This is a genomic window from Leifsonia sp. Ger2509, assembly GCF_055231915.1.
On the sequence record NZ_JBUYVB010000003.1, the window covers coordinates 1,480,677 to 1,505,387 of the forward strand.

30 protein-coding genes and 1 pseudogene are annotated in these 24,711 nt (G+C 65.3%); 16 read left to right on the forward strand and 15 right to left on the reverse strand.

The features are described 5' to 3' along the window. Positions 1-107: 107 nt before the first annotated feature. Complete coding sequence (locus ACV7NN_RS07240; RefSeq protein WP_463348897.1) at positions 108-1,283, reverse strand: extracellular solute-binding protein; 1,176 nt, start codon at positions 1,281-1,283, stop codon at positions 108-110. Positions 1,284-1,657: 374 nt separating this feature from the next. Between ACV7NN_RS07240 and ACV7NN_RS07245 the strand changes: the two genes are divergently transcribed. From ACV7NN_RS07245 to ACV7NN_RS07255, 3 genes are all read left to right on the forward strand, one after another. Further along, entirely contained in the window at positions 1,658-2,653 is a 996-nt protein-coding gene (locus ACV7NN_RS07245) for an NADP-dependent oxidoreductase (RefSeq protein ID WP_463348898.1), read from the forward strand. A 39-nt stretch (positions 2,654-2,692) separates the two neighbouring features. After that, positions 2,693-3,553 (forward strand): alpha/beta fold hydrolase, encoded by an 861-nt coding sequence (locus ACV7NN_RS07250; protein WP_463348899.1) that lies wholly within the window; start codon positions 2,693-2,695, stop codon positions 3,551-3,553. A gap of 87 nt (positions 3,554-3,640) precedes the next feature. Further along, positions 3,641-4,234 carry a TetR/AcrR family transcriptional regulator gene (locus ACV7NN_RS07255; protein WP_463348900.1) on the forward strand — a complete coding sequence of 198 codons (594 nt, stop codon included), beginning with the start codon at positions 3,641-3,643 and terminating at the stop codon, positions 4,232-4,234. Positions 4,235-4,411: 177 nt separating this feature from the next. Here ACV7NN_RS07255 and ACV7NN_RS07260 read toward each other — a convergent pair whose 3' ends face one another. Next, a complete protein-coding gene (locus tag ACV7NN_RS07260; RefSeq protein WP_463348901.1) occupies positions 4,412-4,840 on the reverse strand; it encodes an Hsp20/alpha crystallin family protein in 429 nt (142 codons plus the stop codon). A 444-nt stretch (positions 4,841-5,284) separates the two neighbouring features. Between ACV7NN_RS07260 and ACV7NN_RS07265 the strand changes: the two genes are divergently transcribed. After that, positions 5,285-5,614 (forward strand): MerR family transcriptional regulator, encoded by a 330-nt coding sequence (locus ACV7NN_RS07265; RefSeq protein WP_463348902.1) that lies wholly within the window; start codon positions 5,285-5,287, stop codon positions 5,612-5,614. 1 nt (position 5,615) lies between these two features. Here the strand turns inward: ACV7NN_RS07265 and ACV7NN_RS07270 are convergent, their stop codons facing one another. Further along, complete coding sequence (locus ACV7NN_RS07270) at positions 5,616-5,975, reverse strand: DUF7882 family protein (RefSeq protein WP_463348903.1); 360 nt, start codon at positions 5,973-5,975, stop codon at positions 5,616-5,618. A 250-nt stretch (positions 5,976-6,225) separates the two neighbouring features. Here ACV7NN_RS07270 and ACV7NN_RS07275 point away from each other — a divergent pair, with 250 nt between their 5' ends. Genes ACV7NN_RS07275 through ACV7NN_RS07290 form a run of 4 tightly spaced genes read left to right on the forward strand, consistent with a single transcriptional unit; the run spans position 6,226 to position 9,019 of the window. After that, complete coding sequence (locus ACV7NN_RS07275; RefSeq protein WP_463348904.1) at positions 6,226-6,951, forward strand: hypothetical protein; 726 nt, start codon at positions 6,226-6,228, stop codon at positions 6,949-6,951. After that, entirely contained in the window at positions 6,948-7,364 is a 417-nt protein-coding gene (locus ACV7NN_RS07280; protein WP_463348905.1) for a phage holin family protein, read from the forward strand. The genes ACV7NN_RS07275 and ACV7NN_RS07280 overlap by 4 nt, the downstream gene beginning before the upstream one ends. Further along, positions 7,361-7,930, forward strand: coding sequence for a DUF3618 domain-containing protein (locus ACV7NN_RS07285; RefSeq protein WP_463348906.1), 570 nt, complete (start codon positions 7,361-7,363; stop codon positions 7,928-7,930). The genes ACV7NN_RS07280 and ACV7NN_RS07285 overlap by 4 nt, the downstream gene beginning before the upstream one ends. Before the next feature lie 9 nt (positions 7,931-7,939). Further along, positions 7,940-9,019: a YihY/virulence factor BrkB family protein gene (locus ACV7NN_RS07290; RefSeq protein ID WP_463348907.1), complete on the forward strand. Its 1,080-nt coding sequence runs from the start codon at positions 7,940-7,942 to the stop codon at positions 9,017-9,019. An 8-nt stretch (positions 9,020-9,027) separates the two neighbouring features. Here ACV7NN_RS07290 and ACV7NN_RS07295 read toward each other — a convergent pair whose 3' ends face one another. Continuing rightward, complete coding sequence (locus tag ACV7NN_RS07295) at positions 9,028-9,177, reverse strand: hypothetical protein (RefSeq protein WP_463348908.1); 150 nt, start codon at positions 9,175-9,177, stop codon at positions 9,028-9,030. A 196-nt stretch (positions 9,178-9,373) separates the two neighbouring features. Between ACV7NN_RS07295 and ACV7NN_RS07300 the strand changes: the two are divergent. Further along, a pseudogene (locus ACV7NN_RS07300) lies at positions 9,374-10,111 on the forward strand (carbohydrate ABC transporter permease); the annotation flags it as partial. Between the two features lie 17 nt (positions 10,112-10,128). On the opposite strand, the gene ACV7NN_RS07305 reads toward ACV7NN_RS07300, so the two are convergent. After that, complete coding sequence (locus ACV7NN_RS07305; protein ID WP_463348909.1) at positions 10,129-10,530, reverse strand: SRPBCC family protein; 402 nt, start codon at positions 10,528-10,530, stop codon at positions 10,129-10,131. A 154-nt stretch (positions 10,531-10,684) separates the two neighbouring features. On the opposite strand from ACV7NN_RS07305, the gene ACV7NN_RS07310 reads away from it, so the two are divergent. From ACV7NN_RS07310 to ACV7NN_RS07320, 3 genes are all read left to right on the forward strand, one after another. Beyond that, complete coding sequence (locus ACV7NN_RS07310) at positions 10,685-11,401, forward strand: histidine phosphatase family protein (RefSeq protein WP_463348910.1); 717 nt, start codon at positions 10,685-10,687, stop codon at positions 11,399-11,401. Then, a complete protein-coding gene (locus ACV7NN_RS07315) occupies positions 11,385-12,245 on the forward strand; it encodes an NAD(P)H-hydrate dehydratase (protein WP_463348911.1) in 861 nt (286 codons plus the stop codon). Before ACV7NN_RS07310 ends, ACV7NN_RS07315 begins: the two co-directional genes overlap by 17 nt. A gap of 117 nt (positions 12,246-12,362) precedes the next feature. Continuing rightward, positions 12,363-12,728, forward strand: a complete 366-nt coding sequence (locus ACV7NN_RS07320; protein WP_463348912.1) for a hypothetical protein — start codon at positions 12,363-12,365, stop codon at positions 12,726-12,728. 15 nt (positions 12,729-12,743) lie between these two features. Here ACV7NN_RS07320 and ACV7NN_RS07325 read toward each other — a convergent pair whose 3' ends face one another. From ACV7NN_RS07325 to ACV7NN_RS07340, 4 genes are all read right to left on the reverse strand, one after another. Next, a complete protein-coding gene (locus ACV7NN_RS07325; RefSeq protein ID WP_463348913.1) occupies positions 12,744-13,067 on the reverse strand; it encodes a DUF7882 family protein in 324 nt (107 codons plus the stop codon). A 92-nt stretch (positions 13,068-13,159) separates the two neighbouring features. After that, entirely contained in the window at positions 13,160-13,555 is a 396-nt protein-coding gene (locus ACV7NN_RS07330) for a DUF7882 family protein (RefSeq protein ID WP_463348914.1), read from the reverse strand. 60 nt (positions 13,556-13,615) lie between these two features. Next, entirely contained in the window at positions 13,616-14,374 is a 759-nt protein-coding gene (locus tag ACV7NN_RS07335; RefSeq protein WP_463348915.1) for a phosphatase PAP2 family protein, read from the reverse strand. Between the two features lie 13 nt (positions 14,375-14,387). Continuing rightward, positions 14,388-15,041 (reverse strand): DUF1345 domain-containing protein, encoded by a 654-nt coding sequence (locus ACV7NN_RS07340; protein ID WP_463348916.1) that lies wholly within the window; start codon positions 15,039-15,041, stop codon positions 14,388-14,390. Between the two features lie 128 nt (positions 15,042-15,169). Here ACV7NN_RS07340 and ACV7NN_RS07345 point away from each other — a divergent pair, with 128 nt between their 5' ends. After that, positions 15,170-16,897, forward strand: a complete 1,728-nt coding sequence (locus tag ACV7NN_RS07345) for a BTAD domain-containing putative transcriptional regulator (protein WP_463348917.1) — start codon at positions 15,170-15,172, stop codon at positions 16,895-16,897. A gap of 96 nt (positions 16,898-16,993) precedes the next feature. Further along, entirely contained in the window at positions 16,994-17,245 is a 252-nt protein-coding gene (locus tag ACV7NN_RS07350) for a DUF4242 domain-containing protein (RefSeq protein ID WP_463348918.1), read from the forward strand. A 59-nt stretch (positions 17,246-17,304) separates the two neighbouring features. Here ACV7NN_RS07350 and ACV7NN_RS07355 read toward each other — a convergent pair whose 3' ends face one another. From ACV7NN_RS07355 to ACV7NN_RS07375, 5 genes are read right to left on the reverse strand one after another with little or no spacing between them, the layout of a single operon-like run. Beyond that, positions 17,305-17,913 carry a GNAT family N-acetyltransferase gene (locus ACV7NN_RS07355; protein ID WP_463348919.1) on the reverse strand — a complete coding sequence of 203 codons (609 nt, stop codon included), beginning with the start codon at positions 17,911-17,913 and terminating at the stop codon, positions 17,305-17,307. 51 nt (positions 17,914-17,964) lie between these two features. After that, entirely contained in the window at positions 17,965-18,834 is an 870-nt protein-coding gene (locus tag ACV7NN_RS07360) for a ThuA domain-containing protein (RefSeq protein WP_463348920.1), read from the reverse strand. Between the two features lie 44 nt (positions 18,835-18,878). Then, a complete protein-coding gene (locus tag ACV7NN_RS07365) occupies positions 18,879-20,171 on the reverse strand; it encodes an ABC transporter substrate-binding protein (protein ID WP_463348921.1) in 1,293 nt (430 codons plus the stop codon). Between the two features lie 2 nt (positions 20,172-20,173). Continuing rightward, complete coding sequence (locus tag ACV7NN_RS07370; protein WP_463348922.1) at positions 20,174-21,184, reverse strand: sugar phosphate isomerase/epimerase family protein; 1,011 nt, start codon at positions 21,182-21,184, stop codon at positions 20,174-20,176. Continuing rightward, entirely contained in the window at positions 21,181-22,044 is an 864-nt protein-coding gene (locus ACV7NN_RS07375) for a sugar phosphate isomerase/epimerase family protein (protein ID WP_463348923.1), read from the reverse strand. The genes ACV7NN_RS07370 and ACV7NN_RS07375 overlap by 4 nt, the downstream gene beginning before the upstream one ends. A gap of 239 nt (positions 22,045-22,283) precedes the next feature. On the opposite strand from ACV7NN_RS07375, the gene ACV7NN_RS07380 reads away from it, so the two are divergent. Then, positions 22,284-22,919: a TetR/AcrR family transcriptional regulator gene (locus tag ACV7NN_RS07380; protein WP_463348924.1), complete on the forward strand. Its 636-nt coding sequence runs from the start codon at positions 22,284-22,286 to the stop codon at positions 22,917-22,919. Here ACV7NN_RS07380 and ACV7NN_RS07385 read toward each other — a convergent pair. Continuing rightward, entirely contained in the window at positions 22,878-23,432 is a 555-nt protein-coding gene (locus tag ACV7NN_RS07385; protein ID WP_463348925.1) for a GNAT family N-acetyltransferase, read from the reverse strand. The two genes, ACV7NN_RS07380 and ACV7NN_RS07385, sit on opposite strands and share 42 nt — an antisense overlap. 258 nt (positions 23,433-23,690) lie before the next feature. Between ACV7NN_RS07385 and ACV7NN_RS07390 the strand changes: the two genes are divergently transcribed. Beyond that, the gene (locus tag ACV7NN_RS07390) at positions 23,691-24,707 is read left to right on the forward strand and encodes an RNA polymerase subunit sigma-70 (RefSeq protein ID WP_463348926.1); all 1,017 of its coding nucleotides are present in this window, start codon (positions 23,691-23,693) and stop codon (positions 24,705-24,707) included. Positions 24,708-24,711 lie beyond the last annotated feature (4 nt).

Genomic DNA, 24,711 nt, shown 5'->3' on the forward strand with positions numbered 1-24,711 from the left:
CCGGCCATCCGTGAGGCGGAAACCCTTGCGTGACGTGGACGCCGGTCGGCGGGAGCCGGGAGCGGCCGGCCGGGTTGCCGGCCGCTCGTGCGTGGTTGCGGTCATGACTACTGCTGAACGATCTGATCGACCTGCGTCGCGGCCGACTTCAGGAGCGCGGCGTTGTCCGCGCCGGGCTGCATCGACTTCTGGATCATCGGGATGAGCACGTTGTTCACGATGTTCTGCCAGTTTCCGTTCGCCGGACGGCTTATCGTCGCCGGAGCCGATAGCGTGGTGACCATGGGGTTGTAGGACTCATAACCCGGTTTTCCCGCGAACTGCTTCAAAGCGGAGATGCGGGCCACGAGTCCGAGAGACGTATTCGCGCTCAGGGCGTTGTGGTCGTACGCGAACTTCACGAAGGCCGTGGACGCAGCCTGGTGGGTGCCGTCCCGTGGGATGCTCAAGTAGAACGGGCCGGGAACGCCCGCGACACCGGCAGGACCACCGATCATCGGTGCGACGCCCGTCTTTCCGAACACGGGCGAATTCGACGGGATCTGGCGGTAGGCGTGCGCCCAGAAGAGCATCATGGCCGACTTGCCTTGGTTGTACAGGTTCTGTGCCGCATTCCAGTCCACGGCCGCAACACCGGGGGGCGCGAACTTCGCGAGACTCGTGTAGTAGTCGAGCGCTTTGAGGCTCGCCGAGTCACCGAGTGTGGACTTGGTTCCTGCGGCGTTCAGGACCATGTGCTTCTCACCCGCCTGCGAGAGAATTGCGAGGTACTGGGTCTCCTCCGCTCCGGGCAGCGGCGCGCCATGCATGCCGTTCTTCGTGAAGAAGGCCGCAACGTCGGAGTACTGCTGCCAGGTCGTCGGTGGCTTCAGGTCGTAGCCGTACTTCGCCTTGAACGCCGACTGGTTGGCCGGGTCGTTGAACAGATCCGTGCGGTAGTAGAGGATCTCCGAGTTGGCGAATGCCGGCATGCCGACGTAGTTGTCTCCGACCTTTGCTCCCTGCACCACCGCCGGGAAGTTGTCGGCCTTGACCTCCGACGTGTACATGCTGTTCAGCGGCTGCAGCCCGGCCGCGAAAGCCGGAAGCCAGACCTCATCGAGGGCTGCGACGTCGAACGAGACGCTACCGGTCGACAGCTCGCTGTTCACGCGGTTGTAGAGGCCGTTGTACGGCAGCTCGACGAAGTTGACCTTGACGCCCTTGTCTTTCGCATAGAGGTCGGCGATGGGCTGAAGTTCCGCGTGTCCACCTGCCTCGACAAGAACGGTGATCGACTTCACTGCAGAGGATGTATTTGACGACGGGCCCGAGGTGCATGCGCTCAGGGCGATCAACGAGACGGTGGCGACCGCGACAGTCGCCGCCACCTTGGTGCGCGGGAAACGCACTCGACGGGACTCCGTCATATTCGTGCGAAGCATCGTTACTCCGATTTCAACTTGGCGCGGCATCGACCGCGGAGCTAGTTCACCAGCTTACGGTGACAAAACGTTTTGGCAAAACGTCTTGGCACAAAGATAAGTAGCTCCCTCTGTATTCGTCAACTGGAAAAAACTGCCAAAACTTTTGCTGCCCTCCCCTCACATTTTTGACATTTCAAACCGAGCATGGTCATAATTGAGCCTACTCAGTTTTAGAAACGGAAGAGACCACCATGAAAGCGTTCGTCATCGACGACTACAAAAGCCCCCTGCGCGAGTCGAACAGACCCGAACCCGACCTGGGCGACAACGACGTTCTCATCGACGTCGCCGCGGCCGGCCTGAACCAGCTGGATGAGAAGATCCGGCTCGGCGAGTTCAAGCAGCTGCTCCCCTACCGAATCCCCCTGACGCTCGGCCATGACGTCGCGGGCACGGTCATCCGCGCCGGCGCGAACGTGCGGCACGTGAGGCCTGGAGACAACGTGTACGGGCGTGTCCGCGATGGACGAATCGGCACATTCGCCGAACGGATCGCAGTCGACGAGTCGGACCTCGCGATTCAGCCGGCATCGATCACACCCGTGGAGGCAGCATCCCTCCCCCTGGTCGCCCTGACCGCTTGGCAGGCACTCGTCGAGCGCGGCAACGTTCAGCCCGGTCAGAAAGTCCTGATCCATGCCGGCGCCGGCGGGGTCGGCACGATCGCGATCCAGCTCGCGAGGCACCTCGGCGCGCATGTCGCGACCACGGCCAGCGGTTCCGACGCCGAATTCCTTCGCGGGATCGGCGCCGACATCGTCATCGACTACCGCACGCAGGACTTCGAAAGCCAGCTCGCCGGATATGACCTGGTGCTCGACAGCCTCGGCCGGAAGAACCTCGAGAAGTCGCTGCGCACACTGGCACGCGGCGGCAAGGCGATCGGCATCGCCGGCCCGCCGACCCCTGAGTTCGCCCGCGCGGCGGGGCTCAATCCCCTGCTTCGCACGGGGATCGCCGCTCTGAGCCGCACCATCCGCAACCAGGCCAAGAGGCTCGGCGTCAGCTACGAGTTCCTCCTCATGCACGCCAGCGGCGACCAGCTGCAGGAGATCAGCGACCTCGTGGATGCCGGCATCATCCGACCGTTCGTCGGAAAGACCTACCCCTTCAGCGAAACTCCCCAAGCCCTTGCGGACGTATCCGCAGGTGCCGTCCGCGGCAAAGCCGTCATCACGATGCGCTGACCCACCCCCCACGTCACTAAACCCCAAGGAGAACCTGCAATGAGCACTACCGCCAACCCCGTTCCGATCACGTCCTACGCACTGGCCCCGACAAAGACCATCGCTGTCGCCGGCACGACCTATGCCTACCGGGAGCTCGGGCCGAAGGGCGGCGTTCCTGTCGTCTTCTTCGTCCACCTCGCCGGCAATCTCGACAATTGGGATCCCCGCATCATCGACCCGATCGCGAAGAATCGTCACGTGATCACCTTCGACCAGCCGGGCGTCGGCGGGTCCAGCGGCACCTTCCCTCGCGAGCTGGATCAGGCCGCCGACGAGGCTTATCGGTTCATCCGGGCGCTCGGTTTCGACCTGATCGACATCTTCGCCTTCTCGATGGGCGCGATGATCGCGCAGGACCTCGTCGTCGAACATCCCACCCTGGTGCGGAGGCTCGTCCTGACCGGCACGGGCCCCCGTGGCGGGAAGGACATGGACAAGGTCGCGCGCACCACGTACTACGACATCCTTCGCGCAACCCTGACCCGTTCGGACCCGAAGGAGTACCTCTTCTTCAACCGCAACGCCAACGGCAAGCTCGCCGGGAAAGCGTTCGTCGAACGCCTCCAGGAACGCACGTTCGACCGGGACAAGCCGATCACGCTCTCAGCCTTCCGAACGCAATTGAAGGCGATCCAGCGGTTCGGCCGGTCCCAGGCCTCCGACCTGTCCGTCATCACGCAGCCCACCCTGATCGCCAACGGCGACAACGATCGCATGGTCCCCTCTGTGCTGTCCGAAGAACTGCACCGGCGAATCGCAGAATCGGAGCTGGTCATCTATCCCGATGCCGGACACGGAGGCGTCTTCCAGTTCCACGAGAGCTTTGCGGCGGCCGCGGTTCGATTCCTCGCGCCCTGATGATGGGCGCCCGATGGATGCGATGTCCGTGGCAGGATCGATGACGACAGATTCGAATTCCAGCACCGTGGACCAGAAGGACCCGTCATGACCATCGCCTCTCCGGCCGGCCGGCGCGAGCGCAACAAGCAGGAGAAGCTGGACCGCATCCTGTCGGCCGCCGGCGAACTGTTCGCCGAATACGGGGTCGACGATGTCACCACGCAGCAGATCGCGGACAAGGCGGACATCGGCACCGGCACGTTGTTCCTCTATGCGAAGACCAAAGGCGAACTCCTCCTGCTCGTCCAGAACGCCCACTATGAGGCTGCGCTCGCCGAGGGGGTGGCCGAAGCCGACGCCATCAACGACCCGCTGGAGGCGATCCTGGCGATGCTCGGGCCGATCGTGGAATGCAATCGGGAGCAGATCGACAATGGCCGTGCTTACCTGAGGGAAATGGTCTTCGGCGACGCTGCAGAACCGCATCACGCCAAGGCGCTCGCCATCGTCGAGCAGACCGAGAGAGCGACCGGAGACATCCTCCGCCGCCACGGTCTCGCTGACGAGGGCAAGGCCGGCGTCCTTGCGCGGCTGATCTCCGCTGCGATGTTCGTAACCCTGGCTGCGAGCCTCAACGTCGGAATGAGCGTCGATGCGCTCATGGATGAGATCCGAATTCAGGTATCGGCCCTGATCTAGGGTCCGGGTGGGGGTTTCATCCGCCGATCCCCCATCGGCGTCGCGGCCTCGACCGCGCTCCGGGCGGGTGGTCGCCGGCGGGCCCAGCCGGCGACCACCGTGGTCTCTCGGGTAAGCATCCGGGTCGCCCGCCTCATGCGGTCCGACATGCACATCCGTGAGAGCCCGGTCGGCGGATCAGGATGCGAGGACCTTGTGCTCGCGGTCCGTCGCCGACTGCACCATGATCTTTCGCGGCTTGGCGCGCTCGGCGATCGGGATGACGACACTCAGCACGCCGTTGTCGTAGCTTGCGCTGATCCCCTCGGAATTCACGTCGTCACCGATGGAGAACTGGCGCATATAGGAACCGAACGGCCTCTCCTGTGCCAACCAGCGTGCGCCTTCGCGGTTCGCTCCCGAGCGTTGTGCGCGGATGGTCAGCAGGTGGCCGTCGACGTCGACATCGACCGAGCCCGGGTCGATTCCGGGGAGGTCGGCATTGAGCACGTACTGGTCACCTTCACGGAACAAGTCGACAGGCATGATCCGCGGCTGCCGGCTGGTGTCGAAGACGCTTTGCGCGATCCGGTCCAGCTGGCTGAAAGGGTCGAATGACATCGACATGGTGAGATTCTCCTTCCGATTGTTACTTTCTCAAGCGACGCACATCGGGGCTGAAGCGCCCCGCGCCGGCGGAGGCGAACGGATCGTCGACCGCGGTCGAATGAGCCTCACCTGCCTGGCGACACGAGGTGCATTCTCCCCCCCGATCGGAGCGACACGTACCCCGTCCCAACGCTGGCAGACCCGAGCGGTGCGGGGTGTGTCGGCCCATCCGGAGATGATCTCCTCGAATTCGAGATCGACCAACTCCTGGTCGGCATACACCAACTCGGCGAATGCTTCTGTCGTGCTCACGGCGTCTGCCATCGACACGGTCCTCACCTCCCGCTGTGCCGCGTGTCGCGAAGGGGTCACTTCGAGTGATGCACATTATCTTATCCGTTTGATACAGATTTTATACACCATCGATTGACATTGATCAACCGCTCCTCGCAGACTGTTCCTATGGATGACAGCGCCGGGAGCCGACCCGTGTACAGCATGGCGGTAGCGGCCGAACTGTTGGGACTACCCGCCGCCACGCTGCGGCTCTACGAGCGAAAAGGGCTGCTGAGCCCCGCCCGCACCGAAGGAGGAACCCGCCGCTACAGCTCGAACGACATCGAGCGGATGCGGCGCGTCTCCGAGCTGCAAGACGACGGCGTGAACCTCGCCGGCATCGGCAAGGTCCTCGACCTGGAGGGCGAGAACGCGACGCTTCGCCGAGAAGCCGCGGACCGCGCGAAGAAGAGTTCCGACGACGCCCGGCCGCGGGCGGACAAGCGGCGAGGCTGATTCACGTCGGAGGCAGGACGTCGACCCCACGGGGTTCTTGCGCGTCCGCTGGAGCGATCCGCTCCGACACCGGCTCGGGGATGAGCCGTAGCCCTTGCGACGAATTCGAGGCGAGGGCCAGACGGTCCAACCATTCCCGGTTGATGTCGCGCCGTGGGGCGGCGTCGTAGCGGAACGAGATCGGAATACCCGGGTCGATCCAGATTGCGACCTGCGCAGCCTGCCCGTCGGAGTCATCCACCCAGCAGAAGAAGAACCCCTCACGCCGTTGAAGCTTCAACCCGATCACGATCTGCAGATGCTGAAGCGTGTAGTCGTCGATCGAGATCGGTGGAAACGGTCCGTAACACAGCCGACCCATCGGAGCCACCTCCTGGCCCGCGTTCGCCGCCACGTAACGCCGTGGGTCCGGGGTTGGGCCCGCGGCCGAACGTCCATCCTGACGGAACAGACACTCATAAGTGTGGCCCACGGAGCCTCGATTGCGATAGTCCAGCGCGCGACTTGCATACCCTTCATTTCCCCGGTCGGTAACCCCTGTTTCTTTCGGGTGCGGCGGCTGACACTGGCGGGCAAGCTCACCACTGCATAACAAGGAAAGGGCGGACACTATGACCGACTACAACTCGTCGGCGACGCGCGATTTCACAGCGTCGGCAACAGTCACGACCAACAGCGGCTCCTCTGAGGACACTGCCGAGCTTGCTCGTGAGCAGGCAGCGCACGTCGCGGAGACGGCGCAGAGGTCGACCCAGCAGGTCGCTGAGACGGCAAAAGACGAGGCGGCGAATGTCGCTGAGGAAGCGAAGGAGCAGTTCTCGGAGCTGCTCGGGAGGACCCAGGAAGAACTCAAAGAGCAAGCGGCGCTCCAGCAGGAGCGGTTGGCCGGCAACCTTCGGTCGGTCAGCGACCAGTTCCGGCAGATGGCGGCGAGTGCGACCGAGCGCGGGGTGGCAACGGATCTGGTGAAGCAGGCTGCTGCCCGCACCGGCGACATCGCCACCTGGCTCAACCAGCGCGATCCGGGAACCCTCCTCGACGATGTCCGGGCATTCGCACGTCGTCGCCCCGGCGCTTTCATCGCGGGGGCCGCCATCGCGGGAGTACTCGCCGGTCGCCTCACACGCGGGGTGGCGAGCGGGAACGACCAGTCCTCCCAGGCGCGAACGCAGGTCTCGGTGCCGCCCGCCGTCCCGGCGACGGTCGTCCCGCCGACGGACATCCCGCCGACGGTCGTCGACACTCCCAGCACCTGGACAGACCCGGAGCCGGCATTCGAGGCCGACACGGTCGCCGAATACCCGGTCACCGGCACGGGTGGAATGGACCGACCATGACCGACATCCCCACACCCTCCGAGCAGAAAGCAGAAACCACCTCGCTCGGCGACCTTCTCACCGAGGTCTCGCGCGACATCTCGACGCTGATGCGCCAGGAAGTCGAGCTCGCGAAAGCCGAATTCCGGGAGAGCGCGAAGCGCGCCGAGAAAGGTGCGGGCCTCCTGGGAGGCGCCGGCTACGCCGGACTGATGGCGGTCTTCTTCTTGTCGGTCGCCCTCTGGTGGGCGCTCGGCTACCTGATGGGCAACGCCTGGTCCGCAGTCATCGTCGCGGTGATCTGGGCGATCGTCGCGCTGGTGCTCTTCGTGGTCGGACGCAAGAGCATCCAATCGATCCGAGGTGTCCCGCAGACCGTGGACACGATCAAAGAAATCCCGGACACGCTGAAAAGGAATGAGGAGAACCGATGACGAACAACCCGGATGAGATCCGTGCAGACATCGAGGCCACGCGCCGCGACCTGGGGAGCGACGTCGATGCGCTTGCCGACAAGGTCAGCCCGTCGAAGATCGCCCAGCGCCAGACACGCAAGGTGCGCTCGGCGTTCTACTCGGTGAAAGACCGCGTCATGGGCGTGGCGGACGACGCGAAGGAGTCGATGGCGTCCGCGGGCGACGATGTGGCAGAGGCTGGACACAAGGTCGTCCAGAAAGCCCAGGGCAACCCGCTCGCGGTCGGCTTGATCGCCTTCGGTGTCGGCTGGCTGGCGGCGTCGCTCGTCCCGGCGAGTGACACAGAGAAGCGCATCGCCTCCTCGGTCAAAGACGCTGCCCAGCCGCTGGTGCACACCGTGACGGACGCGGCGAAGGATGTGGCGGACGACCTTCGGCAACCGGCCCAGGATGCGGTGAACGCGGTCAAGGCGACCGCGACGGATGCGGTGCAGAACGTGCGAGACGAAGCGTCCTCCGCGGTCGACGATGTCAAAGATCAGGCCGGAGAAGCGAAGCACGCGCTTCAGGAGAACGAGCTGTAGGGCGCGATCATGACCGACATCGGTGCCAGCGAACGGCTCAGTGGCGCGCCGTCACCCGAGGACTCCCGCAAGCCGGCGAGTCCGACGGGCGTGCACAAGCCGTCGTGGAAACTGATCGTGAGAAAGACGTTTCGCGAGTTCAGCACCGACCAGTGCTCCGACATCGCGGCGTCGCTCACCTATTACGCCGTACTCTCGCTGTTTCCGGCGTTGATCGCGCTGATGTCCCTGCTGGGCGTCGTCGGCCAGGGCAAGAAGGCCGGCGACGCCCTGCTCGGGGTCCTGCAGCAGGTGGCCCCCGGCTCGACGGCGGCCCTGCTGCGCGGCCCGATCGAGCAGTTCGCGACGTCGCCGGCGGCGGGCTTCGGCCTCGTCGCCGGCATCGTCGTGGCGATCTGGTCGGCGTCGGGTTACGTCGGGGCGTTCAGTCGCGGGATGAACCGCATCTACGAGATCGATGAAGGGCGCCTGTTCTGGAAGCTCAAGCCGCAGCAGTTGCTGGTGACGGTCATCGGCATCGCCCTCATGGTCGTCGCAACGGTCATCCTCGTGGTGTCCGGTCCCGTCACCAAAGCGGTCGGCGATGCCCTCTCCGTCGGGTCCGCAGCCCAGGTCGTCTGGTCGATCCTCAAGTGGCCGGTGCTCGCACTCGTGGCCGTCCTTCTCGTCGCGATCCTCTACTACGCGACGCCGAACGCCAAGCAGCCCCGGTTCCGCTGGATGAGCCTCGGCTCCCTGATCGCACTCGTCGTCCTCGTCGTCGCAACGCTGCTCTTCGGGTTCTACGTGACGACATTCAGCAACTACGCGCGAACCTACGGGTCGCTTGCCGGCGTGATCGTGTTCCTGCTGTGGCTGTGGATCGCCAACATGGCCCTGCTGTTCGGGGCCGAGTTCGACGCGGAGACCGAGCGCGGGCGCGAACTCCAGGCCGGAATCGCGGCCGAAGAGAACATCCAGCTGCCGCCTCGGGACACGACCAGGAGCAGGAAGGCCGCGGACGCGGAAGAGCGCGACATCGAGCGTGGCCGCGAACTGCGCGACGACGCGATGGAGCGCGCTGACGGCGAGCGCGAGCGCAGCCGATAAGCCGGCGATCAGGCGTCTTCCGGGCGCCAGGCACGCGTCGAGAAGAATCGTCGACGTTTTGCGAAGCGGCGTTGGTCGAGCGTTGCCAGCTCGTCGTCGAGCTGCCTGCTGATCGGGCGACGTTCCCGCGCCATCCACGGGACGGCCTTGAGGATCATCCACGCGCCGCGCAAGAAATCCCGATTCTTCGGGGTGTCCGCGATCGTGAAAAGAGTCCACCGCACTGCGCTGCGAAAGGGGCGGTGAAGCCACGCGTTGATTCGACTTCGGCTTCGCGGCGGCGATGGCCTGGCTGCTGTTTCTGATCATCCTCGGTATAACGCTGATCCAGTTCCGGATCAGCAACCGACTCGTCGCGGGCAGGTGTTCGACAACGCGCTCATCCCCCGCACGTTCGTTCCAGGCAACTTCGTCGAGGTCTGGAACCAACTCCCGTTGCTCAACTGGTTCGTCAACAGCATCCTCATCGCGGTGCTCGCGGCAGGCTTCGTCGCCATCTCGAGTTCGGTCGTCGCGTTCGGGTTCGCGTATTTCCGGTTTCCGGGGCGCGGGTTCCTCTTCGCCCTCGTCTTGGCGACCATGATGCTTCCGGGCGCCGTGACGATGGTGCCGCAATACCTGATCTGGAAGAACCTCGGCCTCGTCGGAACGTGGGTCCCGCTGTTCGGCCTCAACCTCTTCGGGTCGGCGTTCCATATCTTTCTGCAGAGACAGTTCTTCCTCGGTCTGCCCCGCGAGCTCTTTGAGGCTGCCCGGATCGACGGTGCAAGTTATTTCGGCCTCTTCCGCCGGATCGCGATGCCCCTGTCCATCCCGTCGTTCATCATCATCTTCATCTTCGAGTTCCAGGCGAGCTGGAACAACCTCCAGGCGTCGCTGATCTACCTGAACGGCGGATCCCCGAGCGGCTTCACCGTGCCTCTCGGAATCGCCTACGCGATGACCAAATTCAGCCCGACCAACGGCGGCCACGGCGACTACCAGTATGTGATGGTCGCCGCGCTGCTCGTCACGATCCCGATGCTTCTCCTCTTCGCCTTCGGCCAGCGCTTCTTCATCGAGGGCGTCGCCACCCAGGGCCGGAAGGGCTGAGGCCCGGCCCCTCGGCCTCAGTCGCCTGCGTTCGCGGCACGCAGATTGCTCGCGATCGTGTCGAGCGCGTCCTCGAGCGCGTTCTGCATTCCGTCGAAGTCCGGCGTGGTGTGGATGGTCAGTTCGACGCCGTCCTCAGTGAGCCGGAGCGATCCGTTGTAGTCATGGGGGCCGGGCGCCGACCAGCTGATCTCGTTGGCGGCCCGGTCGACGTCGAATTCCGCTTCCGACGTGACCGGCTCGTCGACACCGTCGCGATCAGCGTCGACGACGGCCGTGGTCTCCACCTTGCCGTCCGGCAACTCGTGCGCATCGGTGATGCGCGGAAAGTATCCGGGCAGGTTCGACGGGTCGGCGACATAGTCGAAATACGCTTCCGGGTCGCCTTCCAGTGCGCGGTGCGCCGTGTATGTCGGCATCTCACGTCCCTTCGATCGGTCAGTCGTTTCGGCGCACGATACGCGGAACCAGCCTCGGCTCAAGGGAGTTGACAACCCCTGCGGAAAGGGGTTCACCTGTTGTGTGCGTGAGGGCGCCCGGCCCACGCCTGGATCGATCGCGGAGGCGGAACCTGTGACGACACGACAGCTGCTGCTCGTCAGGCACGGCGAGAGCGAGGCCAACGTTTCGGCAACGGCGTCCGAGGCAGCGGGCCTCGAGGTAATTCCGCTCCGTCACCGGGACGCCGACGTTCCGCTGTCGAAGCTGGGCGAGAGGCAGGCACTCGCGCTCGGCACCGTTCTTCGACAGGCCGAAGGGCCACTGCGCGTCTGGTCGTCGCCGTATCGCAGGGCGATCCAGACGGCCCTTCTCGCGCTCGGCGAGGACACCGGGCTGAGCATTGATGAACGTCTTCGCGACCGGGAACTCGGAGTGATCGATGGACTCACCGCACACGGCGTCGACGTGCGGCTCCCTGGCGAGGCTGAGCGACGGCGATGGCAGGGCAGGTTCTACTACCGCCCGGCCGGCGGCGAAGCGTGGACGGACGTCGCCCTTCGGATCCGCTCCTTCGTGCGCGACATCGACTGGACCGGCTCCCGCACCCTCCTGATCTTCGCGCACGACGCGGTCGTCAGCCTGTTCCTCTACGTTCTGCTCGGGTTCACCGAGGACACGCTCGATGAGTTCCTGCGCACGCGCGTCGTCGGCAACGCCACTGTCACGACCCTGGCCGGCGGGTCAGGCCGACCCTGGACGATCGAGACCTTCGGCGACGCACGTCACCTGGTGGCCCAGGGAATCCCGGCCACCGAGCACCCGGGGACGAACCGTGACGACGCACTCTGAACCGACTCTCGTCGATCCCGCACTGCTCAGGGCTCGCCCGATCCCCGAAGCCGGCGGCTCCAAGCGTTCTCGTGGCGAGGTCGTCATCGTCGGCGGCTCCCGCCGGTCACCGGGTGCCGCCCAGCTCGCGGCGATAGCGGCCCTGCGGGTGGGCGCCGGTCGGTTGACCCTCGCAGTCGCCGAAAGCGTGGCCACCGCCGTGGCGGTCGCGGTACCCGAGTGCGGCGTCGTCCCCCTGGCCGAAACCGGATCCGGTCGCATCCGCGAGGCGGGAATCACCGCACTTCGCTCGGACCTCTCGACCGCGGACGCGGTGCTCGTCGGTCCGGGGCTGGACGACGTGCGCGCCACGATCGCGATGCTCCGCCGGATGCGCCGGATGACCCCTCGCGCCGTCCCCATCATCCTCGATGCGTTCGCGCTCGGTGCGCTCGGCCGCCGACCGAACCTCGTGCCGCACCGGGCAGTCCTCACTCCGAACCCGACAGAGGGGGCCCTCCTCCTCCGCCGACCGACAATCGAGCTGTCGACGGATGTCCGCCGGATAGCGCAGCGGTTCTCGGCTGTGGTGAGCTGCCAGGGCCGGATCGCAGCGCCCGGCGGCGAGGAGTTCCGCGTGGCCGACGGCGGTCCCGGGCTCGGCACATCCGGCAGCGGCGACGTGCTGGCGGGCGCGATCGCCGGGCTCGCCGCGAGAGGCTGCGACCGGATCGATGCGGCGTTGTGGGGCACGTACCTCCATGCGCGCGCGGGTGCCGCGCTCGCCGAAGCCACCGCCTCGGTCGGCTTTCTGGCGCGCGAGATCGCCGACCAGCTCACTGTCGAGATCGCACGGTTCGACTGAGAAGGACCTGTCTGCCCGGCGCCTGGCGAACCCGCGTCCCCGCACCCTGGCAAGGGGTAGAAGACGGGGGCCCATCGGGGTAACTTCGCGGGACAGATCGAGAGTGCAGGAACACGGATGAAACACATTTTGTACGGCGGCAAGTCGCTTCTCGTCGGGGACGACGCGGCAGACACTCTGCTCGCATATGCGGCCGCGCTGACGCGCGCCGGAAGCGGCGACAACGTGGAGCTCCACGCGATCGGCGCGGACGGCGACGAGGTTCGGGCGACCCTCCTGCTCGACCCGGGCATCGCGTTGATCGCGGAGACGGCGACCGGGACGTTCACCGAACCCGATAACGCCGGCGTCGTGGACTGGATGCGCGAGCGAATCGCGGTGCTCAGCAACCCACCTGTCGCGCGGCCGATCGAGGACGACTTCGACAGCCGGTTCGAAGAGGACTACCAGGGGGAAGAGGACTACCAGGACGATCGTGGGTAGTCGCTCGCCCCGGGGTCACACTTCGATGACGGCGGTGACCGGATCTCCGTGGTCGTCGACGACGACCAGCCCACGGGCATTCGTCGCTGCGATGGTCAGCGCTTCAACCCATTGGCGGTTGATGGGCTGGGCAGTCGCATCCTCGTAGTGGAAACGAAGCGGGAGCGAGCCATCCAGCCAGATGGTGTTCCGGCCGCCGCCGTCCGGCACCGGATCCTGCCACGAAACGGTGAACGATTCTCGACGACGCAACTTCGCCACGATGACCATCTCGAGGTGGGCGAGCACCCGATCGTCGAAGTGAACCCGTGTGCTCGAGTCGTAAGCCAGGTAGCCCACCGTCGCACCACCTCCCGTCCGTTCATCACCATACGACGGGAGCGCTCAGCGCGGAAGCCCCGTTCGACGGGGCTTTTGTCTGCGGGAGTTCGTCATCCCGTTAGGGCTGGTGCCCCTGAAGCGATCAGCTGAGTGGCAGGCGGGCTGGTCTCCGGTCGTGTGGTGACGATGCGTGACCCGAGGGTCCGCTCTGCGTCGGCCTCGGCCATGATCAGCATCCCTCCCGTGCGAGCGCTGTTCACGAGGAGCGCTTCGATCCATCGCGGATTGATCGCAGGAGCGCGGCTTCCGACGAAACGGAAGACGAGATGCGAGTCCCGGTTGATCCACAGGCTGAGCCGTCCCGACCCCTCCTCGGGCGGCACCGTCCAGTTGAGCAGGAAGCTCTCGTGGTTCAGGAGTTTGGCGACGATGGCCAGTTTCAGGTGTGCGAGGAGCCGATCGTCGAACTCGAACTTCTGCGAGTCACCGAAGAGGAGAGTACCCATAGTTCATTGTCGGGCCTCGCGGGTCAATCGGTCCCCCGGCGGGCCGCAGGTGTGGCCGGCTCAGTGCTGGTCGGTCGCGTTTCCTGCCGCATCGGGGTCGGCCGGGTGCCTGTCCAGTTTCACCCAGACCGGCGGGTGCGGCAGTCGTCGCTCCCGGTAGAGCCGAAGGGCGAACGGCGCCCAGATGATGACCGCGACGCCGGCCCCGATGAGCATTCCGCCGACAGTGTCGGAGATCCAGTGGGCGCCGAGGTAGGTGCGGCTGAGCATCATCAGAACGGTATAGACGACCCCTGCCACCCAGACCCAGACGCGCCAGAAGATGATGCCGAGCGTCGTCGCGATGAGCGCCGCGTTCGCGCTGTGACCGGAGGGGAATGAGCCGAAGTCGGGCGTCACAAGGATCTCCGTCGGTCGTGGCCGACCGACCAGGGTCTTGATGATCGTTGTCAGGGTCACGCTCGTTGCGGCCGCGACCGCGTAGTAGAGGGCTCCCCACGGCCTTCGCCAGATCAGCAGTCCACCGATGATGATGAGCGGCACGATGACGATCGAACTGATACCGCCGCCGATCCAGTCGAATACGAGGGCGGGGATGGTCCAGATCGGAGCGCGCGCCTCGACCAGCTCCCCCATCCACTCGACCTCGAAGCCGAATGGCTTGTCGGCCTGTCGGTAGAAGATGACGAGTGCGAGCAGGACGACCAGGAGAAGTGCCCCGACGCCCGAGACGACCCACCAGAGCCGGGCGATCTTGACTTCACCGGGTGCATCGCTCTCTACGACGTCCTTGATGTTCTCGTGCTCTGAATCACTCATCTGCATGCCCCGCTCAATTGGCCAGGCCGGCGACGAGATTGACCGCCGAGGCGAGGATCACTGCGCCGAAGAAATAGGAGAGGAGCCCTTGACGAAACGCTGTCGCGCGGATGGCCCGCGTCTTCAGATCCGTGTCAGACACCTGGTACGTCATCCCGAGCGTGAACGCGACATAGGCGAAGTCGAGATAGTTCGGCGGTTCGTCCTCGTTGAAGTCGATCCCGCCGTTCGTCCCCGTGTAATAGAGGGACCCGTAACGCAGCGTGAAAAGCGTATGGATGAGGAACCACGAGAGGGCGACGCTGAGCAGCGCGACGATCGGAATGATCTCTTTTCCTGCGCCCGGCGCATGCTTCGCGCCCCCGAGCAGAACGACCACCGCGACGACGCTGCCGACGCTGGCTATGAGCAGGAGGATCTCCGCGAGCGCACGGTTCGGGTCCTCGCGGGTCGCGTAGCTCTCGGTGCGCCGCTCGTCCATCCTCCCTACGACGATCCATACCCACGCGATGTAGAGCGCGCAGGCTGCGGCCCACCCGGAGGTGATCCCGTACTGAGGTCCGACGGTGATGCTGACGACGACGCCGACGACAACTCCGACGATCGCCATGAGGAGGACGCGAAGCCGCGTGTCGTGCCAGTGTCCATAGTGCGCAACGGAAGCCATATTTGCATCGTCCCACTGCACTCGCGACGGGGACAGGTCTGGAATTCCGCAGGCTTTCGTGCGTCGATGTCGACGACGAGGCGGGCGACGCCCGCGCCCCTCGGGAGCGCCGGGATTATTCTGGTGTGATGGACGGCGGGCGGCTCGCCATTTCACTTCTCGGCGGCTTCTCCGTCGCCGTCGATGAGCGTGCCATTCCCGACGGAGAGTGGCGCCTGAAGCGCGCATCCGACCTGGTCAAGATGCTTGCGCTCGCACCGCGCCGCCGGCTCCCGAAAGACGAGGTCATCGAATCCCTCTGGCCGGGCGGTGATCCCGGCCGCGGTGCGACGAATCTGCGGAAGGTCGCGTTCGAGGCCCGGCAGGTTCTCGGCCTGCCCGACGGCATCGTGCTCGACGAGGGGCTCGTCAAGTTGGCTCCTGACCACGTTGTTCTCACCGACGCGGACCGATTCGCGGACGCCGCCTCCAGCGCGCTCGCCTCCGGGGATCCGTCGGCGTGCCGTGCGGCGTCGAGTCTGTATAGCGGTGAGCTCCTGCCGGAGGACCCGTATTCAGCGTGGTGCGAGCAGTACCGGCGATATCTGCGCGGCCTGTTCCTCAACCTGCTGGAACGCGGGCAGCTGTGGGGACGGCTGGTGCACGAGGACCCCACGAACGAACGAGCGCACCGCGAGATCATGCGTGCCCAGCTCGACCGGGGCGATCGCGCCGGCGCGATGCGGCAGTTCGAGCTTCTCCGGGTCACGCTCCGTGAGGAACTCGGCATCGCTCCCGGCCCGGACACGGTCGCCCTCTACGACCGGGCCCTCGACATGGACGGCCGGGATGCCCCCACCCCGGCGGAACGTGCACGGGCGCTGCTCGCTTGGGGACTCGTGCACTGGCAACGCTCGGATCTGGGCGAGGCCGAACGGACAGCCGAGGAAGCGCGCGCACTATGCATCGACGCCGGCCTGCCCCGCGAACTGGCCGAAGCCAGCGAGCTGCTCTCTCTGATCGCATACGCACAGGGCCGCTGGCGCGACGTCTTCGCACGCGGCTTCGTGCAGAGCCTGAAGTCGAACGCCGACCTCGCGCCATTCGTCTTCGACGCGAACATCTGCATGAGCGAGTTCGCGCTCTGGGAACAGACAGGGCTCACGGACGTAGCCGACCTGGCGGACCGCCTGCTCCTGGCGGCCGTCGAGCTGGGCAGCGTGCAGGCCGAGGCCGTGGGAAGGCTGTTGCGTGGGGAGACCAGTCTGCTGTCCGGACAAAACATCGCCGATGCCCGCGACGATCTGACGAGGGCCGTTCGCCTCCATCAGCAAGCCACGGCGAACACCGGCTTGGCGCTGTCCATGGCGCGGCTTGCTCAGCTCGAGGGCAGCCGCGGGGACCTGGAGCGAGCGCGGCAAGGCCATCGGCAGGCGCTTGAGGTCGCCCAGGGTACCGCGGTCGCCGGCCACCTCATCCCGTTGATCCACGGGGGCCTTTTGCCCTATGAGCCGGAGGGTGGAAGGCTCGATGCGATCGCGGCCGCCGAAGCCGCTTTCCGCGGGCTCGCGGTCTGCGACAGCTGCGCAATGTCATTCAGGGTGAACGCTGCGACCGCGTGCGCGCGTTCGGGTGACGTGGGCCGCGCGAGTGAGTACCTCGCAGAGGCTCGTCGCGTCGCACAGATGTGGTCGGGCGGTCCCTGGCATGCCGCCATCGATGAAGCCGAAGCGACCATCCGATCGGCTCAGGGCGCCGATCCATCAGAGATCGCTGCGCTCTATCGCAGGGCCGGGGAAGGCTTCGACTCTGCCGGCCGCGTGGGTGATGCCGAGCGATGCAGGCGAGCCGCTGCTCTTGCTGCGCTGCAGGAGTAGGAGGCCCCGTCCGGCAGGTAACGCCCGGGGAACGCTCGCCTCGTAGCTTTCCAGTACAAGGTGATGGTCATCTTGCAACGGAACGAGGAGGACACCATGCCACTGTTCATGGACATCCACAACAGCATCCCTGAAGGCGCCGATGCAGAGATGCTCGCCGGCGCGCACCAAGCCGACCTGAACATTCAGGACAAGTACAGCGCCAAGTACCTCAACTACTGGTTCGACACCGAGGCAGGCAAGATCTTCTGTCTGGTCGAGGCACCGGACGCAGAGAGCGCGAAGGCGGTCCACCGCGAGTCCCATGGGCTCGTCGCCGACGAGATCTACCCGGTCGCGCAAGGCTGACGGTTCGCGCTCAGCAGGATCGGCCTGAACGCCGCCGCGGCGGCCGGGGGTCGTTCGGCCTACCCTTCCTCGCGCGGGAACGCCGATCCTGAAAGAAGGTCGATCGCGCCGCGGGAGGAGGGCCGGATACCCACACTGTCGGCTGTCCAGAACGCGTCGGGGTAGACGAGCCGTCCACTGACAGTGCCGTCGTATGCGGATAGCAGAGCGACCTGGAATCCCGGCTCGGGGATGCGAATGGAGGGGCGCTCGAAGCCGTGATCGGATCCGCTTGAGAAACCGCGCGACCCGTAGTACCTCGGGTCCCCCTCAAGGAACAGAGCGGGGGCGCCAGCACGATCGGCTACCGCCCGGGAGGCCGCCACGAGTGCCGTGCCGATGCCGCGACCTTGATGCGCTGGGGTTACTGCAAGCGGGGCGAGCACGAGCACCTCGACCAGTCGATCGGGCGCGTCCACCCAGCCACGGGAGAGCAGCGCATAGCCGACGACGACGTCGTGCATGACGGCAACCAAGCCGTGACGAGTCGCACCAGACGCGTACAGCGCCCGCACCATCTGAACGATGCGTTCGCCGTCGGTCGGCCCGAAGGCGGCCGCAACCACGGCCTCAACCGCTGCGGTCTCGTTCGACAGGGCCCCGCGAATCTCCATAGACCACCATGGCACGTGTCCCTCCTCAGACGGAACCGGTGCTGTCTCCAAGCCGCGCTCGCGGGATCAACCCTCGTGGTTGTAGTACGGCCACGGAAGGAAGCGGCGTTCGCCGCGGCGGTCCGGGCCGTTCAGACTGATCTCGCCTGTTGCGGCCCACTCGACTCCGCGCGGGAACATGCGAATGAACTCGATGCGCCGGAACGTGTCGATGTCGTGCCCGATCGTGATGGTGAAGGAGCGACCCTCACCGTACTGGTTGATCCAGGCGATCGGCTGGTCAGTGTTGATACCGGGCAGGCCGGAGATCCCCTCCGGCGGAATCGCCACTGGGTAGTGCGACATGGGCCAGACAGGAGCCTTCTCGTAGGACTCGAGATCATCAAAGGTCGTCAGAAGGACCTGAGCGCCTTCATAGAGCTGGACCCCAGTGAGGATGTCGTCCCCCGTCACCGTCCAGGTCTCACTGATCCCTTCGGTGATCTCGTGGCGGGGCTCCACGGTGCTGAGCTTCGCCTCACCCCACGGCCGGGGTCGCAGGCCGGTCGGCACGCTGAGCTTTGCTCCGCGCATGACGTTGTATTCCTCCGGGTACCCCCAGTCGTCTTCCTGAGCGGCGGAGCCATGGAACCAGACGATTCCTTTGCCATCGTCGTGAACGAAACGGAGAAGAGTCGCATCGGTCTCTGCACCGAAGCCGGTCGCCTTCTCGTGGTATCCGTCGCGACCTTCGAAGACGACGATCACGACGTCGTACTTGTCGATGATCTCCGCTCCGAGACCGCGTGGATCCTCGATGACACGGACGCGAAACCGTCCGGTGTCTTCGAGAAGGCTGGTGAGCCACTGGTTGTGCTGTCGAAAGCTGCGGAACTCGTTGTCGTGCTCCCGGGTCATGTGCCCCGAGAGGATGAGCACGTCGAGGTTGTCGGTCATTCTCGTTTGGTTCCGTTCCCGTGAGTTGGAGGACGAGGCGGTCATCATCCCCAGTCGGTGTCCATCTGCTGGAGCACCTGCCTGGCGGTCATCTGACCGGTCAGGATGCCCTGGACGCCGTTGCCCAGATCGTTGTAGACCTTCACGGCCGTCCAGTCCGTCGACGGCAGTCCCCGGACGGTGCCGGAGGTGATGAGGTCCTTCACGGTGGCGAACTGCGGGAGCAGTGTCGAGGACGCCGTCGCGGTGACCGGGATGGTGCCGACCGCCTTCGAGTAGGCCTCCTGGCCATCCTTCGAAAGGATGTACTTCAGGAAGTCCTGGGTCAGTTTCGGGCTCTTGGTCCGGGCGCTGGCGGACACGCTCTGGTCAGCGCTGACGGAGAGGTACGTCTTGACGCCGTCGGGGGCGGCGATGGGCAGGATGACCAGCTTCACGTGGCCCCCGGCGGCGTCCATGATCTCTTTGGCCGCGTTGCTGGGCGCGAAGAATCCGAGGATCTTCCCCGACGCGGCACCATTGGTCAACGCGTCGAAGCCCGCACTCGCGGCGCCATCCTGGAAGCAGCCGGCGTTGTACATCTTCTTGATGGACTCCAGTGCCGTCGTCCATCCCTTGGTGCCGGCGAACGTGGTCTTCCCGGCCGCACGCTTCTCGTTCCAGTTCTTGTCGTGGCCGTAGACGGTCGAGGTCGCCAGGCCGAGGGCCAGGAAGGCATTGTTGGCGATCGCCGATCCGGCCAGACCATAGATCGTCTTGCCCGCAGCCCGGGCCTTCGAACACTGCGCGATGATGCCGCCGAGGCTCGTCGAGGCATCGATGTTCACGCCGATCGACTTCGCGAGCTCGTCGTTGTAGATCACGCCGTTCGCGTTCGAGCCGAGCGGGACCCCGTAGGCCTTGCCGTTGTAGACCCACAGTTCCTTCTGCGACGACGGCAGAGTGGACGTGATCGCCGGATCGGTCAGTGGAAGCAGGAGACCCGCTTTTGCGAACGGGATGATCGAGTACGACTGTCCCGTTCCTCCTTCCGACTGGAAGCTGTCGGGAGCGTTGCCACCCTGGACGCGGGTCCCGATCGCGGTGGGATAGCTCTGGGCCGGAAGGTTCTGCGGCGTGACGGTGACGCCCTTGTGGGCCTTCTCGTACGCCGTCGCCAGTCCCGAATACGCTGCTTTGTCCTGGTCGTTCGTGGCGCCGAATGCGAAGGTGATGGTCTGCGGCTCCGCGCCTCCTGCGGAGTTGCTGCCGGAGCAGCCTGCGAGGACGAGCGCCCCTGCGGCGAGCGTGGCGGCCAGCGGGAGGATCCGGGTCAATCGGGGACGGTGCTGTGTCATGGTCATGCCTTTCGAACGACGTTGTCGGAGAGAACTGGAGTTGAGGCGAGGATGGGGGCGAGGACTTTCTGGACGTACCAGCCGCTGACCATCGCGCTTTCGGCCGGATGGGGGCTCTGGTCGGACTCGACGACGATCCATCCTTCGTAGTCGTGTTGTGCGACGACCCGAACGAACCCTTGGAAGTCGACGAGACCGCCCTCGTCGGTGGGTTCGAAGAACCACCGGTCGATGCCCCGGGGTCCGCCCTCCGTGCGGACGAACTGTTCGGCGTGCGGTGTGAGGGCTTCGGCGTCGTCGACGATGTCACATGCGTTCTTCAGCTGGATGTGCCTGACACGGTCGGCGTGGCGGGCGAAGACCTCGATGGGGTCGAATCCGGCGACAGCGCATTCTGCTGTGTCGAGGGCGAGCCCGACCAGCTGCGGATCGGTCGCCTCCAAAAGCCTGGCGAGGCCGTCGTCGAGCCGGAGTGCGGAGAGGAAATCGAAATGCAGGGCCAGCGAGACGTCTGCCCTGGCCACGGCGGAGCCGACCTGATTCCAGCAATCCGCGAGCGCCGCGATCTGGCGGTCGTCCAGCGCGCCGGTCTGCCACGCCGATCCGCACGGACGCACGACGAGCACGTCCCCGCCCAGAGCCGCGAGGGCTTCGGCGAACCAGACGGCGGTCGCGGTGATCCGCGGAATCGCGGTGGCATCGAGCGGGTCGTGGCCACGCCCCATCTCGACATCGAATCCGATGAACGGGTCGTAGACGTAGCTGGAGACGCCGTCCAGGGCGCACGCTCCCAGGACCTCGCGGAATCCGTCCAGCGATCCGTACAGATGGGCGATCTGTTCGGGAGAACCCAGCGGCTCCCACGGGCCGAAGCTCTCGGCCGTGAGCTCGACGGCGGCGAATCCACTGATCGAGATGGTCTTGAAGGCGCGCTCGTGGTCGCGCTTGCGCACGAAGGCGTCGATGTTGGTGTCCCACTGGTTCAGGGCGTAGCCCCACCGAATCTCGGTCATGCCCGCGCCTCCTGATAGATCCCGTCGAGGACGTTCTTGGCGTACCACCGCGCGATGGCCGTGCTCTCCGAGTAGTCGCCGCCGATCTTGTCGGCCTTGTCGTGTTCGACGCTGATCCACCCGGTGTAGCCGTGGTCGCGCACCGAACGCATCATGGACTCGAAGTCGACGAGGCCCTCTGCGGTGCCCATCTCGTAGAACCATTTCTCGGTGGTGACGGCCGACAGCTCCGCGTCCGGCCACAGCCGGTAGTCCTCGTTCACGTCCTTGGTGCGGGTGTCCTTGAAGTGGAAACCGGAAACCCTCTCGTGGTGCGCCTCGTACACATCGACGGGGTCGACGTCTGCGATGCAGTGCTGGGCGGTGTCGACGAAGAACTTCACGTACTCCGGGTCCGCGTACGCGTAGAAGGCGTCGATCTGAGCACGAGTGCGGATGCCGCCGTAGAACTCGTGGTGGCAGGTCAGGTTGACGCCGTATTCGCGGGTGAGCTCGCCGACCCTTCCCCAGATGTCGGCAGCGTGTTTGAGGCCATCGTCGCTGACCCCCTGCGCATCGAAGTACCGGGAACCGGGCATCACGATGATGTTGTCGAGCTGGATGCCCGACCAGCGTTCCATCGTGACCTTGAAGTCCTCGAGGATCGTGTCATGCGTCGCTGGCACCTCGGGGGCGTACCGGTCCGGGTCGTAGTAGACGCCGTGGAACGTGTTGACTATTCGCTCCAGTCCCTGCTCCTGGACGAACTCCTGGTAGCTCGCGACCGAGCCGTACTGTTCGAGGATCTGCCAATAGCGGAAGTCGAAGGTGTCGATCGCGTCGAATCCGACAGCGGCGACCTGGCGCAGGAAGCGGGTCATGGTCCGACGTGAATGCCACTGATCGTACGGACCCCGAGGGCCGTTGGCGCGCCAGTGATCCATGTAGCTCCACTTGGGTGGTGCGGTGTTGACGTCCCGGTCGGGTTCGCCTCTGTCTTCGGTGACCACGAGCTGCCTCTCTTGACCAAACGGACGCTTCGGTGCGCCCGCTTGGTCGGGACAGTAGCACGAATGCCTACGCTCTCGTAAGTTTTGATTTTTCGTGCTTAGCTACGGGTGTGAGCGGAAGAGAAGGGGGCTACGCCCCGGGTCGTGCCCGCAAGGAACTCATCCTCGAGCAGGCGATCGCGGCATTCGGGTCGTCGGGGTTCGACAACGCCACGCTGACTGACATCGCAACAGCATGCGGATTGTCGAGGCAAGGTCTTCTCCATCACTTCTCGAGCAAGGAAGAGTTGCTGACCGCCGTCCTGGCGCGGCGCGACGAGTTGGACGGACAGAGTTTCGCAACGACGATCGCGAGCAACCGGACACCGATCGAAGCCTTGGCAGAGACCATGACCGAGAACGCGCGAATGCCTTCGGTGATGCGCCTCTACACACTGCTCTCAGCGGAGGCGACCAACCCTGATCACGCCGCCCACGAGTATTTCGAGTCGCTCTACGTTCGGCTCCGCGCCCAGATGACCGACGCCATCGTCGCAGCCCAGTCAGAGGGCGCGCTCCCCTCAGAGTGGCCGGCCGAGACGTTCGCCACAATGCTGATCGCCCTCAAGGACGGCCTCGCCTTGCAGGCGCTTCTCTCACCGGATCTTGTCGATCCCGCACGGATACTTCGTGAGGTGAACGAAATCTTCGGTGGGCGCACTCCGTCAGATGGAGGCAGCGATCTTCCACTCCCTGGCCAGAAGTGACCACACCTGCTTGTCGTGGAACACGCCATCGACCGGCCACGCCTCGCGCAGCACGCCGTCGAGGGTCATCCGGAGCCGGCGTGCCACCGCGGAGCTCTTGTCGTTATCGCTGCGGCATCGCCACTCGGCCCGGTGCATCCCCCGCTCATCGAACGCGTACGCGAGGAGCTCTCGCACGGCGTTGGTGATGTAACCCTTCCCCTCGGCGTCCGGCTCGAGCCAGCAGCCGACCTCGAATGCGCCCGTCGCCGTCGAGAACTCAACGAACATGACACCGCCGACGAGAGTGCCTGCGACCCAGATTCCGTAGATGCCTGCGCCGTCGCGGGCCGCCCGCTCGGCGTAGCGGTCGAGCGTTGAACGCGCTCCGGCCACATCGGTGGTGACGAACGACGGCCCCACCCACGGGCGGATGTGCTCCCTCGCCCGGTCGAGATGCGTCGCGAACTCCTCCGCCCGCCACGGTTCCAGCGGCCGAAGCTCACCGCCGGATGCCAAAGTCTTCGAGAACATGGGCACACGCTACACGGCCCGCCGGGCGCCAGGGCGCGACGTCAGCCCGCTCCGGCCGAATCATGACGGATGAGGCCATTCGATCCGAGACGCGCAGTCATGGCGAATACTCATCCGCCGACGACCGATGAATTTCCGGTCGCGAGCCAGTCTGTATAGGTGACTCGATCCCCGAAAGGACCAGACCAGTGACTACTATGTCAGCACCGAAACAAGCCGAGTCGCTTGGATGGGTTCTCGCTGAGGGGGCGGCGTTAGTTGACTGATCACGTTGTCAACGATGGCTTTGCCCAGGCGGCAGAGCCGTACCGCAAAGAGCTGCTCGCCCACTGTTATCGGATGATGGGTTCTCTGCATGACGCCGAAGACCTGGTGCAGGAAACCCTGCTTCGAGGCTGGCGGGCTTACGGCACGTTCGATGGTCGGTCCTCGGTTCGCACGTGGCTCTACCGGATAGCGACGAACGCGTGTCTCACCGTTCTGGCGAAAAGCGCTCGACGGGAGTTGCCATCGGGACTGGGTGCACCGAACGCACCCGCGGAGGCCCTGGCATTCGAGCGGGCGGATTCGACGCCATGGCTTGAACCCGCCCCGACCGTTTTACTCACTGAGCAGCCCGATGATCCCGCGTCGATCGCGGGGGTCCGGGAGAGCACTCGCCTGGCCCTGATCGCGGCGTTCCAGAGACTGCCGCCACGACAACGGGCAGTCCTGATCCTTATCGATGTCGCCGGGTTCACCCCCGCCGAGACAGCGGAGTTCCTCGACATCACGGTGACCGCCTCGCGAAGCCTGGCGCAGCGAGCACGCTCGACACTCGCACGGGACCGTCCGATTCAGGAGGACGTGGTTCCCACCCCCGGTGTGGACAGCGTGGTACTCCAACACTATTTGGAGGCATTCGAGCGCGGCGATATGGGGCTTCTGGCCAGATTGCTGCGCTCCGACGTCGAATACGAGATGCCACCGATCGCGACGTGGTTGCGTGGTCGAGACGCGGTCCTGAATCTTCACCTCCAGCGAGTGTTCGATGTGCCCAGGCGCATTTTCGCGACGTCCGCAAACGGGTTTGCGGCGGCAGCCTCATATTCCGCGACTGGGGACACCGAGCTGTCTGCGCAGGGCATCCACGTGCTGGAGATCAGCGACGGACAAATCTCTCGAATCACGCTCTTCCTCAATAAGGGAATCTTCCCCAGCTTCGGGCTCCCCCTGTCGCTACCCGCTCCGGGATCCACCGGGAGTCATTCGGCCAGCGAAGTCACACGCCAATAAGAAG